This is a genomic window from Streptacidiphilus sp. EB103A (assembly GCF_041261405.1).
Lineage (GTDB): Bacteria > Actinomycetota > Actinomycetes > Streptomycetales > Streptomycetaceae > Streptacidiphilus.
Map to the genome: position 1 here is coordinate 1 of NZ_JBGCAQ010000040.1, position 13703 is coordinate 13703.

Sequence of the window (13703 nt, forward strand, 5' to 3'; positions counted from 1 at the left end):
CTTCGATGTCACACGACCCCAGCCTGCACCCAGAACAGCAGCCCGTCACCAGCCCCACCGAACCGATCACCAGCTACGAAAATCTTGTATGAGCCAAAATGCATAGGGCACCTACTTGGCGAATCGTTTCTGCGGGCACCACCGACCGCCGCGCCGCCCGGCAACGGCGGGCCGCCCGCACCCTCCCCGGCCTTGTCGCCGCGAGCGTAGCGAGCAACAGCAACAAGCCACGGGCGGCGGAGGGCGGCAACGGTGACGCCATGTAAGCCACCCACAGCTTCCGCACCCGGCACCACCCGTACCATTCCGCCGCTGGCGCACCTGCCCATGGCGCTGGCGCTGGTGATGGGGCAGCCGTCGACAACACGGCTGCCCCATCGCCCTTATGGCATCGGTCTATGGAGGGCTTCGCTCTCCGGACCGGTCGCTGTCAGTTACACGGGGGAGGCGGGCAGGGGATGGGCGGGCAGGGGGTTCCACTGCCGGTGCCACCGCCGCCGGTGCCACCGCCGCCGGTGCCACCTCCGCCGGTGCCACCGCCTCCGGTGCCACCTCCGCCGGTGCCACCTCCGCCGGTGCCACCGCCGCCAGTGCCACCGCCTCCGGTGCCACCTCCGCCGGTGCCACCTCCGCCAGTGCCACCGCCTCCGGTGCCACCTCCGCCGGTGCCACCTCCGCCGGTGCCGCCGCCGCCAGTGCCACCGCCGCCGGTGCCCCCGCCGCCGCCAGTGCCACCGCCCCCGCCGCCGCCGGTCCCACCGCCGCCGCCACCGCCACCGGTGCCGCCACCGCCGCCGCCCGTGCCCCCCGTCGCGCAGGTTTCACGGGTGATGGTGTCCGAGTCGAGGGTGACCGAGCCATTTCGGGCCAGGGCGCGGCCGTCGATGGTCGTGTTGGTGGTGACCGTGATGGAGGTCAGGGCGAGGATGTTGCCCACGAAGGTGGAGGCGGTTCCCAGGGTGGCGGAGCTGCCGACCTGCCAGTAGACGTTGCAGGGCTGGGCGCCGTTGACCAGCAGGACCCGACTGGCGGACGCCGTGGTCAGCGTCGAGCCGATCTGGAAGATGAAGACGGCGTTGGGGTCGCCCTGGGCATCGAGGGTGAGCGTGCCGGTGAGCCCGATGGACGAGGGCGCCTTGTAGACACCCGCCGTCAGCGTCCGGCCGCCCAGATCCCCGGAGATGCTGGCGTCAGGGGCCTGGCCGGCGGCGTTGTTGTAGGCGGTGGTCAGATCGCTCTGCGCCTGGAGCGAGTTCGCGTCGGCAGAGTGGATGGTTCCGTTGACCGTGCCGGGAGGGAACCCGGACACCGCCGTGCCCGGGCTCACGCCGAGGTCTCCGTTGATCGTGCTGGGACCGGTATTCGTGACGCTCTGTCCGGCCAGGACCGCGTAGCTGCTCGCCGTCCCGAGGGGTACTGCCACGCCGATTGCGCCGGCGCTCGTGGGCACCATCGCCAGGCCGGCGGTGGAGAGCGCGACCACCAGGGATGTGGCCGCAATGCGGGCGAAATTGCGCCGGGTCGGGGTGAATTCCTGCAGTCTTGTCATTGAGGCACCTAACTCCTTGTGAGGGTCGGGTCGATCGGCCGTCAATGCGCGGAAAATCGGAGAGCGCACCTGGGAATCACGCTTATGGGGTCATCCGAACGGCGACCGTGAAACGAGACAGTAGCCCTCAGTCGGACCGTGGCCTGCGGCGAACCTCTGTGCCATACGGGTGGTTATGTGAAGAATCGTTTCTTCGAAAATATTTATCAATGTTCGGATTGGATATGTAGGCAGTAACCGAATTCAGCGGCCGGTTCCGCAGCGCAATCCGTCGCAGACGACGGCGGTGAGATGGGTCAGTGCGGCGGCGTCCGCGGCTGTGTCGGTGCCGCTGCCGGTCCGGGTCAGGCAGCCGGTCATCAGGGCTTTCACGTCGGCGTAGTCGACGTCGGGGCGGACGGCTCCGGCTTCCTGGGCGCGCGCGAGCAGGGTGGACAGCCCGCCGGTGACGTCGTAGCCGGCGCTCACGGCCGCCGACTCCAGGTCGTAGCCGGCGCCGGCCAGGGCCTCGGCCAGTCCTCGGTTGGCCGCGCCCTCGCGGATCAGGGTGGCGAAGCAGGTGAAGAACGCGGCGCCGGGTTCCTGCTCCTCGGCCAGTGCCTCGGCCTGGCGGGTCAGCTGGTCCAGACGCTGGAGCAGGATCGCCGCGAACAGTTCCTGCTTGGTGGGGAAGTGTCGGCTGACGGTGCCGGTGCCGACTCCGGCGCGCCTGGCGATCTCGTGCACGGGGACCGACAGTCCCTCGGTGGCGAACACCTCAGCCGCCACCTCCAGCACGCGTGCTCGATTGCGTCGGGCGTCAGAGCGCGGTTGCTTCGCCATCACGGACCGGGGTCTCCTTCTCATGGACAAACGGGATGGGCGTCCCGTATATTTCAAGCAAGCGGGATGCCCATCCCGATTGTATCGCCGTGCATCGGAGGAGAGGCACAACGATGAACAGCAACACGGCACCGACTCAGTGGACTTCGGCCGACGTCCCCGACCAGCAGGGACGGACCGTCGTGATCACCGGCGGCAACACCGGCCTCGGCTTCGAGACCGCCCAGGTGTTCGCCCGGCGCGGCGCCACGGTCGTGCTGGCCTGCCGGAACCTGGACCGCGCGGCGGACGCCAGGGCCCGCATCATCGCCACCACGCCGACGGCGCGCGTCAGCACCCTGAAGCTGGACCTGGCCTCACTGGCGTCGATCCGCCAGGCAGTCCGGCAGCTGGGCGCCGACCACCCGCGCATCGACCTGCTCGTCAACAACGCCGGCGGGGTACGGCCCCGGCACGGCGTCAGCGAGGATGGCTTCGAACTGACGCTGGCCACGAACCACCTCGGTCCGTTCGCCTTCACCGGGCTGCTGCTGGACCGGCTGCTGGCGACGCCGGGCTCGCGGATCGTCACCGTCAGCAGCATCGGCCACCGTCGCGGCACCATCCACTTCGACGACCTCAACCTCGAACACGGGTACCGCTACCAGCCTGCCTACTTCCAGGCGAAACTCGCCAACCTGATGTTCACCTACGAGCTGCAGCGCCGGCTGACGGCCTCCGGAGCGCAGACCATCGCGGGCGCCGCGCACCCGGGCAACGCCCGAACCGAGTTCGGCCGCGACATGTCCGTGGTGGCCAGGGCCGTGATGAATCCCCGCATGCGCCTGTTCACCTCATGGCTGCTGCAGTCCCCGCAGATGGGAGCCCTGTCGACGCTGCGCGCCGCGACGGACCCGGACGTCGACGGCGGCGACTACTACGGCCCTCCCGGCAGGGCCCAGTTCACCGGGCACCCGACCCGCGTGGAGTCCAGCGCGCGCTCCTACGACACCGAGGCGCAGCACCGCCTGTGGCAGGAGTCCGAACGACTGACCGGCGTCAGCTACCCCCTCGCCGACGCCCCGGACGGCAACCCCCGTCCGGACTAATCCATACCGGGGACCGCATTTTCGTGCGTCCACTACTCAGCCGCGTGAACACTCCCGTCCCTGCCGGACAACGCCTGCGAGGGTTCGGTCCGACGGGAGCACACTGGAGCAATGGACCAGGACGTACGCGAGTACATCGACGCCATCCCCGCCGAGCACCGCCCGCTGTTCGACCGGCTGCACCGGCTGATCCTCGAGGCCCACCCCGAGGCGGCCGTCAGCCTCTCGTACAAGATTCCGACCTTCAAGGTCGGCAGCCGCAGGCTCTACCTCGCCTCATGGGCGCACGGAGCTTCGATCTACGGCTGGCAGGAGGGCCGCGACGCGGGCTTCACCAGCCGCCACCCGGGGCTGATCACCGGCAAGGCCACGATCCGGCTGCGCCCCGAGGAGGCCGCGGCGATCCCGGACGCCGAACTCCGGGATCTGGCCCGTGCCGCCCTGGACGCCTGACCCGGCGCCGCCTCCGGGCTGCGTCTGTTGCGCCTGCACCCCGGTGTCAGAGGGTCGCCCTAAAGTAGCGGTATGAGTGCTGATTCGCGGCCGACCTCTGCGTTCCACGCCGAGAACATGTCCCCTTCGATGACGGGGAAACTGGTCGGCGCGCTGGACGGGCAGGCGGCGAGCGCGGGGGTGCGGCGCCTGCGTGCGTGGGCCCACGCCGGGCTGGCGGTACGTCCGGGCGAGCGGGCGGTGGACGTCGGCGCCGGGACCGGCTCGGAGGTCCAGGTGCTGGCTGCGGCGGTCGGGCCGGACGGCGAGGCGGTCGGTGTCGAGCCCAACGCCGGCCTGCGGGCGGTCGCCGAGCAGCGGGCGGCCGAAGCGGGCAGCGCGGCCCGCTTCGTCGACGGCGACGCGCTGGCGCTGCCGCTGGGCGATGCCGAGGTCGATGTGGTCTGGTGCGAGCGAGTGTTCCAGCATCTCGCCGAGCCGGGGCGGGCCGCGGCGGAGATCGCCCGCGTGCTCCGGCCCGGCGGACGGGTGGCCCTGCTCGACACCGACTGGGCGACGACGATCCTCCACCCCGGTGAGCCCGCCGTCGTTGCCGCCCTGGCCGACTGCGCTCTGGCGGCCGCGGCGAACCCCTACGCCGGTCGGCGGTTGCTGGAGGATCTGGCCGGGGCCGGTCTGGTGGTTGACGACATCGGCTCGCAGGCGCTGATCCAGGATCACCGGGCGGTCACCTGGCCGATCGTCCGGATGGTGGGCGAGGAGGCCCTGCGCCGCGAGCTGATCTCCGCCGAACAGCGGGACGCCCTCTACGCCGATCTTGAAGCCGCCGCGGCCCAGGGCGCCCTGCACATGTCGGTGACCATGTTCGGCGTCATCGCCCACCGCCCCGTCTGAACCCCTTTGAACCCCGCCGGAAGGCAGTGCCCGTGCCCGTGCTCGACGCCGACGACGTCCGCCGTATCGCCCTGTCGCTGCCGCAGACGGTGGAGAAGGAGCTGTGGAACCACCCGACGTTCCATGTCGCGGGCCGCATGTTCGTCACCGTGCCCGACGACGGGACGTCCTTCGCGGTGCGCTGCCCCAGGATCGACCGGTACGAGCTGATCGCCTCCGAGCCGGACAAGTTCTGGGTGCCGCCGCACGAGGCGAACTCCTCCTGGGTGCGGGCCCGCCTGGCGGCGCTGGAGGACCTGGACGAGCTCCGTGACATCCTGGTCGACTCCTGGCGGCAGGCCGCCCCGGCCGAGCTCGTGGAACTGCTGCCGCCGCCGGCGACCGACGGGTGAACGGTAAAGGGTGACGTCAGGCTGCCTCGCGCGCCGCGTGGGTCCGGGTCCTCGCCGACGACCGCTTGCCGCGCCGGCGTTCGGCGATCTGGCTCGGCGGACCGCTGGGTGAAACGGACGCCTGACTGAACGTCAGAAGATCGGTGGGCCGCGGCAGATCGGCGCTGTCGCGGCGGACGACCCGGAGCGTCGCGGTGCGGCGCTCCCCGCCGACCGACCACGCGACGGTGCCCTTGGCGCCGTGGAGCATGCTGTCCTGCTGGTCGACCGTGACGCTGTTGCTCATGACTGCCTCCGTGGCCCCTGGCTCGCTGGCGCCCCTTCCGGGGCTTGTGAGTACCACCATGTGCGCCGTGTCTGTGGGGACGATGAAAGCGCGCTCAATCCTCCATGGGATCGCTGACGCAGTCGCCGGGCGCCGTGAAGCAGCCTCTCAGGCGACACAGTGCGTGGCACACTCCTGGGGTGACTGACGAGTCTGCCGACCTGCCGCCGTTCGCCGGTATCGGTCCGGTCGTGCCCAGAGCGGAGGCCGACCTCCGCGGACTGCTCGACTGGCTCCGCACCGGGCAGGTCCCGGAGCAGCGCCTCGACTTCGAGGCCGGGACGGCGCTGCCCGACGGCCGGCTCGACCTGTGCAAGCAGGACCTCGGCCCGGACGGGGCCGCGCTGGTGGCGGACGCACTGCGGCCCGGCGTGGTGCGGCACCTGCTGCTGGGGACGGACGGCCTCGGTGATGACGGGGCGTCAACTGTCGCCGACCGGGCGTCCGACAGCGAGGTCGAGACGCTCTACCTGGGCTGCAACGCGATCACCGCGGGCGGTGCCTGCCGGATCGCGGACAGCCTGCGCGGGTCGCCGCAGGCCGTCACCGGGGTCTGGCTGAAGCGCAACCCGCTCGGCCCCGGCGCCGGGGAGGCCGGGGCCGCGCTGCTCGAAGCCGCGCGTTCGCTGCGGACCCTGGACCTGGTGCAGACCGGTCTGGACCCGGCCGGGCTGGCCGTCCTCGCCGACGCACTGGTCACCGCGGCCGGGGCCGGACGCCGGATGCAGCGCCTCTACGTCGGCGGCAATCCGCTGGGCCGGGAGGGCGCGGAGCGGTTGGCGCCGGTCCTGGTCGCGGGCGCGGTGGGGGAGCTCTATGTCTCGGCGTCGCGGCTGGGCGACGCCGGCGCGTTCGTCCTCGCGGAGGCTCTCGCGCGGGCCCCGTACGGGCGGCTGACCCGGCTCTCCGTCGCCAGCAACGGCATCGGGCCGCGCGCCGCCGCACGCTTGGTCGTCACGGCGACGGCGGCCGGGGTGGAGGTGTGCGACCTGGGCCGGGTCAAGGCGGCCCAGGTGCTCGGGGCGCAGCCCAACCGGATCGACGAGGCGGCCGCAGTCGAGATCGCCGACGCCCTCGCCGACACCCCGCACCGGCTCGGTCACCTGGTCCTCGCCCACACCGGGATGCACAGCCGCGAGGCCCACCGGCTGCTGGACGGCGCCCAGCGGGCCGCCGTCCCCACCCGCTACCTCGTCGGCAAGGGCATCGCCGGCACCGTCCGCCGCCGATTGGACGCCCTCAGCGTGTCGCTGCCCGCGCTGCCCCCGGTCCCCGCCGACGTCGCCGCGGTCCGCAGCGTGCACCGGCAGCCGCCGACGGGCTGACGGGGGCTGCCCATCAGGGGGTCGCGCTGGTCGAGGGGCTGGGCGTCGCGGTCTGGGCGGCCCGGGTCAGCGCCTGCTGGTCGGCCAGGGCGATGGCGAGTTCGCCCGCCGCGGTGGGGTGCAGCGGCGCGTTCGCGTCCGGCCCCTGGACGAAGGACTGGTTGCTGCACAGCTGGTGGCCGTCGAAGTGCTGCGGCACATCGGTGAAGTCGAAGGTGCGGGCGCCCTGGCGGAGCACGGTGTTGAGGCCGTCCAGGCGGGACTGCAGCACCTTCGCCTTGGCGCCGGTGATGCCCTGGGAGGCCAGGCAGCCGAGGTTCTCGCCGAACGGGTTGTAGTACTCGTTGACCAGGACGGTGGGGTGCCGGGGCAGCGCGGCCAGGTCGCCCAGCAGCTCGTAGTAGTCGGTGGCGAACGCGGCGATCTGCTGCTGGTAGTAGGCGGTGGAGGCCTTGTCGTCGCAGGCGTCCGCGGCCGCGCACAGTTCGGTCAGAGCGGCCCAGTGGATGTCGTTGGCCCCGATGCTGACGATGACCACTGAGGCCGGGGCCGCCTGCTCGGCGAGTGAGAACTGCGAGGGCGCCTTGGCGACGCCCAGCGTCTGGGCGCCCAGCAGGCCGTTGCGGATGGTGGCGCCGCTGCAGGCCAGGTTGAGGACCTTCCAGCCGTTCACCGCGCTCAGGTCGGCCGCGTAGGAGTCCCGGCTGCGCCCGCAGGCCGTGTCCAGGGCGTCGGGGTGGTCGATCAGTGGGTTGCCGATCGCGGCGGCGGTGGAGTCGCCGAGCACCACGGCCTGGATGCCCTTGATGGCCGGTCCGCTGGGCGCCGGCGGGGAGGTCGGGGCATCGCCGACCAGGTCGGCGATGCTGCGGACCTGCCGCAGCACCTTCGGGGTGGAGGAGGCCATCAGGTAGACGCCGACGGCGTTCAGGACGCACACCGCCGCGACCGCGGTGGCGAGCATCTTCAGCATCGCCGCGCGGCTGGAGCGGCGGACTCCGGCGGCGGCGACGGCGAGGAGCGCCGCGAAACCGGCGGCGACCAGGGTCTCCCAGATCAGGTAGCGGGTCCAGCCGGCGGCGAGCGCCCGGCTGAGGCTGGACTCCACGGCCTGCTGCCGATTCGGCTTGGTGATGGCGTTGGTCTGCGCGTTGAGGTCGATGTGGGCGAGCTGCAGCCGCGGGCGGATCGGCCCGTCGAACTGCGGCCGGGTCGGGATGGCCTCGCCGAAGAGGTCGAGTTCGCCCGGACCGGACAAGCTGAGGCCCGGTGAGGCGGCCCCCACCTGGACGCTCTGTCCGATGGCGGTCACCGTCTGGAGCGGTGTGACCTGCACGGACAGCCAGACGGACAGGCCCGCGGCGACGAGCACGACGGCACCGGTACCCATCGCCGCCAGGATTCGGCGGATCCAGAAGTGCACGAGTTCCCCGTCCGTGCGACAACTGCTACCGCTGTCCCCTTGCCGTTGTCGGCCGTCCCAAACCCGTTCGGGCGGCCCGGCCGCCATGAGGACGTCGGGAGCCCAATCGGGCATCCCCGGCGGGCGGTCGGGCGCTGTACACGGTCAAGTTTCTCTACCTCTGCCGCTGAGCTGCCCCTTTGTGTATCCGAACCGGGCATCACCGGGCAGATCTTCCCCGTTCCGGGCAGCTCCGCGACACAACTGCGTTGATATAAATCTCATGTCGGGCAAAACCGGGCGCGCCGTGCCCGGTCCGGATCAAAGGGGCCGGTGATGGAGTTGAACGCGGAGGAACGCAAGCACCGGATCCTGGCCCTGGTGCGCCACCAGGGACAGCTCGAAGTCGCGACCGCGGCCGTCGACTTCGCCGTCGCACCCGAGACGATCCGGCGCGACCTCAGCGAACTGGAGCGCAGGGGCCTGGTCCGGCGCACCTACGGGGGCGCCTATCCGGTCGAGGGCGCGGGCTTTGAGACCGACCTGGCGCACCGGGTCAATTCGCACGTGGACGACAAGCGCCGGATCGCCGCGGAGGCCGTCAAGCTCCTCGGCGAGGCCGACACGGTGTTCGTGGACGAGGGCTACACCCCGCAGATCCTGGCCGCACTGCTGCCGTCGGACCGCCCGCTGACGGTGGTCACAGCCTCGCTGACCACCGCTGCGGCCATCGCGGAGTCGACCAACACCACCGTGCTGCTGCTCGGTGGCAGGGTCCGTGCCAGGACGCTGGCCACGGTCGGCTCCTGGACCTCGGCGATGCTGGCGGGGTTCGTCATCGACGTGGCGTTCCTGGGGTCCAACGGCATCTCCAGGGAGCTCGGCCTGACCACACCGGACCCGGTCGTGGCGGACGTCAAGGCCAAAGCCCTCGAAGTGTCGCGCCGACGGATCTTCCTGGGCCATCACAGCAAGTTCGGGGCCAGCAGCTTCTGCCGCTTCGCGGAGGTCGGCGACTTCGAAGCCATCGTCACCAGCACCGGCCTGACCGCCGCCGAGGCCCATCGCTACGCACTCCTGGGACCGCGCGTGATCAGGGTCTGAACTCCCCAGCTGTCTCCACCCGCACAGCCCTTTCCGCCCGGCCACCCGACCGCAGGCGGCGCGGTCACGCACGTCCCGAACCGGCACCCACCCCCGGTCCACCGGACCGGATCCACGAAGGGAACCACCATGACGAACAGACAATCCGTCCTGCGCCGCACCGTCCCGCTGGGGGCCGTGGTCCTGTGCGGGGCCATGCTCGCGGCGTGCAGCGGCGCGGGCGGCGGCAGCGCGGGCGGCGGCAGCGGCTCCCACTCCATCAACGTGCTGATGGTCAACAACCCGCAGATGCTGGACCTGCAGAAGCTGACCGCGGCCAACTTCACCAAGACCACCGGCATCAAGGTCAACTTCACCGTGCTGCCGGAGAACGACGTCCGCGACAAGATCACGCAGGACTTCTCCAGCCAGGCCGGCCAGTACGACGTGGCCACCATCAGCAACTACGAGACCCCCTTCTACGCGAAGAACGGCTGGCTGGCGCCGCTCACCACGTCCGCCACCGGCGACACCACCTTCGACCAGAGCGACATCCTGCCCAGCCTCGCCAAGTCGCTGACCGTCAACGGCCAGATCTACGCCGAGCCCTTCTACGGCGAATCCTCCTTCCTGATGTACCGGAAGGACGTCTTCACGGCCAAGGGCCTGACCATGCCCGCCAACCCGACCTGGGACCAGGTCGCGGCCCTGGCGGCCAAGGCCGACGGGGCCCAGCCCGGGATGAAGGGCATCTGCCTGCGCGGCCAGCCGGGCTGGGGCGAGGTCATCGCCCCGCTGACCACCGTCGTCAACACGATGGGCGGCACCTGGTTCAACTCCGACTGGTCGGCCCAGGTCACCGGAGCGGGCTTCACCAAGGCCACCAACTTCTACGTCGACCTGGTGCGCGCCCACGGTGAGGCCGGGGCGCCGCAGGCCGGCTTCACCGAGTGCCTCAACGACATGGAGCAGGGCAAGGTCGCCATGTGGTACGACGCGACCTCGGCGGCCGGATCGCTGGAGGGCGCGGGCTCGCCCGTGGCGGGGAAGATCGGCTACGTGCCCGCCCCGGTCGACCAGACCAAGAGCTCGGGCTGGCTCTACACCTGGGCCTGGGGTCTGCAGAAGGCCAGCAAGAACCAGAGCGACGCCTGGAAGTTCATCTCCTGGGCCTCCAGCAAGCAGTACGAGGACCTGGTCGGCGCCCAGTTGAGCTGGTCCCAGGTGCCGGCCGGCAAGCGCACTTCGACCTACAGCAACCCCGACTACCTCAAGTCGGCCGGCGCCTTCGCCGCGGCCACCAAGACCGCGCTGACCTCCGCCGACCCGGCCAACCCCGGTGTGCAGCCGCGGCCGGCCCCCGGGATCCAGTTCGTCGGCATCCCCGAGTTCGAGGACCTCGGCACCCAGGTCTCCCAGCAGATCAGTTCCGCGATCGCCGGACAGACCAGCGTCGCAAGCGCGTTGAAGAGCAGCCAGGCCCTCGCTGCGAAGGTCGGCGCCAAGTACGCCGGCCACTGACGGGCGGAGGCACCCCATGAGCACCCTCTCCACCCCGCGGCACCAGCGCTTCTCCCGGTCGGCCCGCCAGGGCGCGGCCGGGGCGGCGACCAGGCCCCGTGGCGCCTGGGCCCGCAGGGGCCCGCTGCTGCCGGCCCTGATCTTCATGATCGTGGTCACCCAGCTGCCCTTCGTCGGCACCCTGGTCATCTCCTTCATGCGCTGGAACGCCCTGGACCCGAGCAACCGCGGCTTCGGCGGCCTGTCCAACTACCGCAACGCGTTCTCCGATCCGACGCTGCGCTCGGCCATCGTGACCACGGTCGTGCTGACCGCCTCGGTGGTCCTGGTGAGCCTGCTGCTGGGCCTCGGCCTGGCCCTGCTGCTCGACCGCAGGTTCCGCGGCCGCGGCATCGTCCGCACCATGCTGATCACCCCGTTCCTGGTGGTGCCGGTGGCCTCGGCGCTGCTCTGGAAGCACGCGATCTACAACGCCTCCTACGGACTCCTGGACGGCGTGCTGACCTGGGTGTGGAGCCTCTTCGGCAGCGCGAACGCACCGCAGCCCGACTGGCTGTCGGTGATCCCGCTGATCTCGGTGGAGGCCGCGCTGGTCTGGCAGTGGACCCCGTTCATGATGCTGATCCTCCTCGCCGGGCTGCAGAGCCGGGCACTGGACGTGGTCGAGGCCGCCCGGGTCGACGGGGCCAGCAGCTGGCAGGTGTTCCGCTACCTCACCTTCCCGCACCTGCGCCGCTACCTGGAACTCGCCGCCCTGCTCGGCAGCATCTACGTGGTCCAGAACTTCGACGCGGTGTTCACGATCACCTCCGGCGGGCTGGGCACCGCCAACCTCCCCTACAAGGTCTACGAGACCTTCTACCAGGGCCACGACTACGGGGAGGCCTCCGCGGAGGGCGTCATCGTGGTCGCCTGCTCGCTGGTCATCGCCACCTTCGCGCTGAGAACCGTCTCATCGCTGTTCCGGGAGGAGACGCTGTGACCAGTGCCAGCGCCACGAGCAAGCGCAAGCGCAACGACAACCGCAACCGCAGCCTGCTGGGCCTGCTGGCCTGGCTGTGCGGACTGCTCTTCTTCCTCCCCTTCGCCTGGATGGTGCTCACCTCGCTGCACAGCGAGTCCAGCGCCGCCACCAACCCGCCGAGCATCGGCGCGAGCCTGACGCTCCAGGGCTACCGGGAGTTCTTCGGCGCCACCACCGGCGTCAGCCCCTGGCCGCCGCTGATCAACTCCCTTACCGCCAGCATCGGTTCCACTGTGCTGGTGCTGGCGCTCGCGATCCCCGCCGCCTACGCGCTGTCGATCAAGCCGGTGCGCAAGTGGACCGATGTGATGTTCTTCTTCCTCTCCACCAAGATGCTGCCGGTGGTGGCCGGGCTGCTGCCGCTGTACCTGATCGCCAAGTACGCCGGCATGCTGGACAATGTCTGGCTGCTGGTCATCCTCTACACCTCGATGAACCTGCCGATCGCGGTCTGGATGATGCGCTCCTTCCTCGCCGAGGTCCCCAAGGAGATCCTGGAGGCGGCCGCCATCGACGGGGCGGGGCTGCTGATCACCCTGCGCCGGATCGTGGCGCCGGTGGCCGCCCCCGGCATCGCCGCCACGGCGCTGATCGCCTTCATCTTCAGCTGGAACGAACTCCTCTACGCCGAGGTGCTGACCGGCGTCGTGGCGGGCACCGCTCCGGTGTTCCTCACCAGCTTCGTCACCAGCCAGGGCCTGTTCCTGGCCAAGGTGTGCGCCGCCGCCGTCTGCATCTCCCTGCCCGTGCTCATCGCCGGGTTCGCCGCCCAGGACAAGCTGGTCCAGGGCCTCTCCCTTGGAGCCGTCAAGTGAAGGCAGCCGTCATCAGCTCGCCCGGGGTGGTGCGGGTCGAAACCGTCGAGGACCCGACGCCCGGCCCCCGCGACGTCGTGGTCAGGGTCGCCGCCTGCGGCCTGTGCGGAACCGATCTGCACATCCTGCAGGGCGAGTTCGCACCGACTCTGCCGATCATCCCCGGCCACGAGTTCGCCGGCGAGGTCGTCGCGCTCGGGGCCGAGGTCCGCGACCTGGCCGTCGGCGACCAGGTGGCGGCCGACCCCTCGCTGTACTGCCATGAGTGCCACTACTGCCGCCTGGGCCGCGGCAACCTCTGCGAACGCTGGGCGGCGATCGGGGTCACCGTTCCCGGCGGCGCCGCCGAGTACGCCGTCGCCCCGGCCGCCAACTGCGTGAAGCTGCCGGAGCACGTCCGCACCATGGACGCGGCGCTGATCGAGCCGCTGTCCTGCGCCGTGCGCGGATACGACGTGCTGCGCAGCCGGTTGGCCGCCCAGGTGCTGATCTACGGGTCGGGGACGATGGGCCTGATGATGCTGGAGCTCGCCAAGCGGACCGGGGCCTCCGTGGTCGACGTGGTCGACATCAACAGCGAGCGGCTGGCCACGGCCCGCTCCCTCGGCTGCACCAGCGCCGCCACCTCCGCCGACGAGATCCTGCGCCCGCGGGGCTGGGACGTCGTCATCGACGCCACCGGCAACCAGCAGGCGATCCAGGACGCGATCGGGCGGGTCGGCAAGGGCGGCACCTACCTCCAGTTCGGCGTGGCCGACTACGCCGCGCGCGCCACCATCGAGCCCTACAAGATCTACAACCAGGAGATCACCATCACCGGCTCCATGGCCGTCCTGCACAGCTTCGAACGCGCCGCGGACCTCTTCGCCACCGGGGTGCTGGACCCTGAGGTGTTCATCAGCGACCGGGTCCCGCTGGACGACTACGCCGCGGCGCTCCAGCAGTTCCAGGCCGGGAAGGGGAGGAAGATCCAGGTCGTCCCCTGAACCGGCGGCGGGGTGCGGCGGGGA

Annotated in this window: 14 protein-coding genes; 10 read left to right on the forward strand and 4 right to left on the reverse strand. The window is 71.0% G+C overall.

What is annotated here, in order from left to right; translation table 11 throughout:
- Window positions 1-430: 430 nt before the first annotated feature.
- A complete protein-coding gene (locus ABH941_RS39640) occupies window positions 431-1549 on the reverse strand; it encodes an ice-binding family protein (protein WP_370136782.1) in 1119 nt (372 codons plus the stop codon).
- Window positions 1550-1792: 243 nt separating this feature from the next.
- The gene (locus ABH941_RS39645) at window positions 1793-2371 is read right to left on the reverse strand and encodes a TetR/AcrR family transcriptional regulator (RefSeq protein WP_370136810.1); all 579 of its coding nucleotides are present in this window, start codon (window positions 2369-2371) and stop codon (window positions 1793-1795) included.
- 113 nt (window positions 2372-2484) lie between these two features.
- Here ABH941_RS39645 and ABH941_RS39650 point away from each other — a divergent pair, with 113 nt between their 5' ends.
- The 4 genes from ABH941_RS39650 (at window position 2485) to ABH941_RS39665 (ending at window position 5198) form a co-directional block, all read left to right on the forward strand.
- Complete coding sequence (locus ABH941_RS39650) at window positions 2485-3459, forward strand: oxidoreductase (RefSeq protein WP_370136822.1); 975 nt, start codon at window positions 2485-2487, stop codon at window positions 3457-3459.
- Between the two features lie 111 nt (window positions 3460-3570).
- Entirely contained in the window at window positions 3571-3912 is a 342-nt protein-coding gene (locus ABH941_RS39655; RefSeq protein ID WP_134008968.1) for an iron chaperone, read from the forward strand.
- A 72-nt stretch (window positions 3913-3984) separates the two neighbouring features.
- Window positions 3985-4806: a methyltransferase domain-containing protein gene (locus ABH941_RS39660; protein WP_370136848.1), complete on the forward strand. Its 822-nt coding sequence runs from the start codon at window positions 3985-3987 to the stop codon at window positions 4804-4806.
- A gap of 38 nt (window positions 4807-4844) precedes the next feature.
- Entirely contained in the window at window positions 4845-5198 is a 354-nt protein-coding gene (locus ABH941_RS39665) for an MmcQ/YjbR family DNA-binding protein (RefSeq protein ID WP_370137120.1), read from the forward strand.
- 16 nt (window positions 5199-5214) lie between these two features.
- On the opposite strand, the gene ABH941_RS39670 is transcribed toward ABH941_RS39665, so the two are convergent.
- Window positions 5215-5484: a hypothetical protein gene (locus ABH941_RS39670; protein WP_370136866.1), complete on the reverse strand. Its 270-nt coding sequence runs from the start codon at window positions 5482-5484 to the stop codon at window positions 5215-5217.
- Window positions 5485-5663: 179 nt separating this feature from the next.
- Here ABH941_RS39670 and ABH941_RS39675 point away from each other — a divergent pair, with 179 nt between their 5' ends.
- Window positions 5664-6848 carry a ribonuclease inhibitor gene (locus ABH941_RS39675; protein ID WP_370136875.1) on the forward strand — a complete coding sequence of 395 codons (1185 nt, stop codon included), beginning with the start codon at window positions 5664-5666 and terminating at the stop codon, window positions 6846-6848.
- 13 nt (window positions 6849-6861) lie between these two features.
- Here the strand turns inward: ABH941_RS39675 and ABH941_RS39680 are convergent, their stop codons facing one another.
- A complete protein-coding gene (locus tag ABH941_RS39680) occupies window positions 6862-8238 on the reverse strand; it encodes a GDSL-type esterase/lipase family protein (protein ID WP_370136902.1) in 1377 nt (458 codons plus the stop codon).
- Window positions 8239-8586: 348 nt separating this feature from the next.
- On the opposite strand from ABH941_RS39680, the gene ABH941_RS39685 reads away from it, so the two are divergent.
- The 5 genes from ABH941_RS39685 (at window position 8587) to ABH941_RS39705 (ending at window position 13679) form a co-directional block, all read left to right on the forward strand.
- Window positions 8587-9354, forward strand: a complete 768-nt coding sequence (locus tag ABH941_RS39685; RefSeq protein WP_370136933.1) for a DeoR/GlpR family DNA-binding transcription regulator — start codon at window positions 8587-8589, stop codon at window positions 9352-9354.
- A 129-nt stretch (window positions 9355-9483) separates the two neighbouring features.
- On the forward strand, window positions 9484-10854 hold the full coding sequence (locus ABH941_RS39690; protein WP_370137011.1) for a sugar ABC transporter substrate-binding protein: 1371 nt from the start codon (window positions 9484-9486) through the stop codon (window positions 10852-10854).
- A 145-nt stretch (window positions 10855-10999) separates the two neighbouring features.
- Entirely contained in the window at window positions 11000-11836 is an 837-nt protein-coding gene (locus ABH941_RS39695; protein ID WP_370137124.1) for a carbohydrate ABC transporter permease, read from the forward strand.
- On the forward strand, window positions 11833-12693 hold the full coding sequence (locus ABH941_RS39700; protein ID WP_370137020.1) for a carbohydrate ABC transporter permease: 861 nt from the start codon (window positions 11833-11835) through the stop codon (window positions 12691-12693). The genes ABH941_RS39695 and ABH941_RS39700 overlap by 4 nt, the downstream gene beginning before the upstream one ends.
- Entirely contained in the window at window positions 12690-13679 is a 990-nt protein-coding gene (locus ABH941_RS39705; RefSeq protein WP_370137057.1) for a zinc-dependent alcohol dehydrogenase family protein, read from the forward strand. Before ABH941_RS39700 ends, ABH941_RS39705 begins: the two co-directional genes overlap by 4 nt.
- The last annotated feature ends 24 nt before the right edge of the window (window positions 13680-13703 follow it).

Excerpts from the sequence above, each read along its gene's own strand:
- ABH941_RS39645 (WP_370136810.1), bottom strand. The coding sequence starts at position 2,371 with ATGGCGAAGCAACCGCGCTCTGACGCCCGACGCAATCGAGCACGCGTG.
- ABH941_RS39640 (WP_370136782.1), bottom strand. The coding sequence starts at position 1,549 with ATGACAAGACTGCAGGAATTCACCCCGACCCGGCGCAATTTCGCCCGC.
- ABH941_RS39670 (WP_370136866.1), bottom strand. The coding sequence starts at position 5,484 with ATGAGCAACAGCGTCACGGTCGACCAGCAGGACAGCATGCTCCACGGC.
- ABH941_RS39655 (WP_134008968.1), top strand. The coding sequence starts at position 3,571 with ATGGACCAGGACGTACGCGAGTACATCGACGCCATCCCCGCCGAGCAC.
- ABH941_RS39680 (WP_370136902.1), bottom strand. The coding sequence starts at position 8,238 with ATGGGTACCGGTGCCGTCGTGCTCGTCGCCGCGGGCCTGTCCGTCTGG.
- ABH941_RS39660 (WP_370136848.1), top strand. The coding sequence starts at position 3,985 with ATGAGTGCTGATTCGCGGCCGACCTCTGCGTTCCACGCCGAGAACATG.
- ABH941_RS39685 (WP_370136933.1), top strand. The coding sequence starts at position 8,587 with ATGGAGTTGAACGCGGAGGAACGCAAGCACCGGATCCTGGCCCTGGTG.
- ABH941_RS39695 (WP_370137124.1), top strand. The coding sequence starts at position 11,000 with ATGATCGTGGTCACCCAGCTGCCCTTCGTCGGCACCCTGGTCATCTCC.
- ABH941_RS39690 (WP_370137011.1), top strand. The coding sequence starts at position 9,484 with ATGACGAACAGACAATCCGTCCTGCGCCGCACCGTCCCGCTGGGGGCC.
- ABH941_RS39650 (WP_370136822.1), top strand. The coding sequence starts at position 2,485 with ATGAACAGCAACACGGCACCGACTCAGTGGACTTCGGCCGACGTCCCC.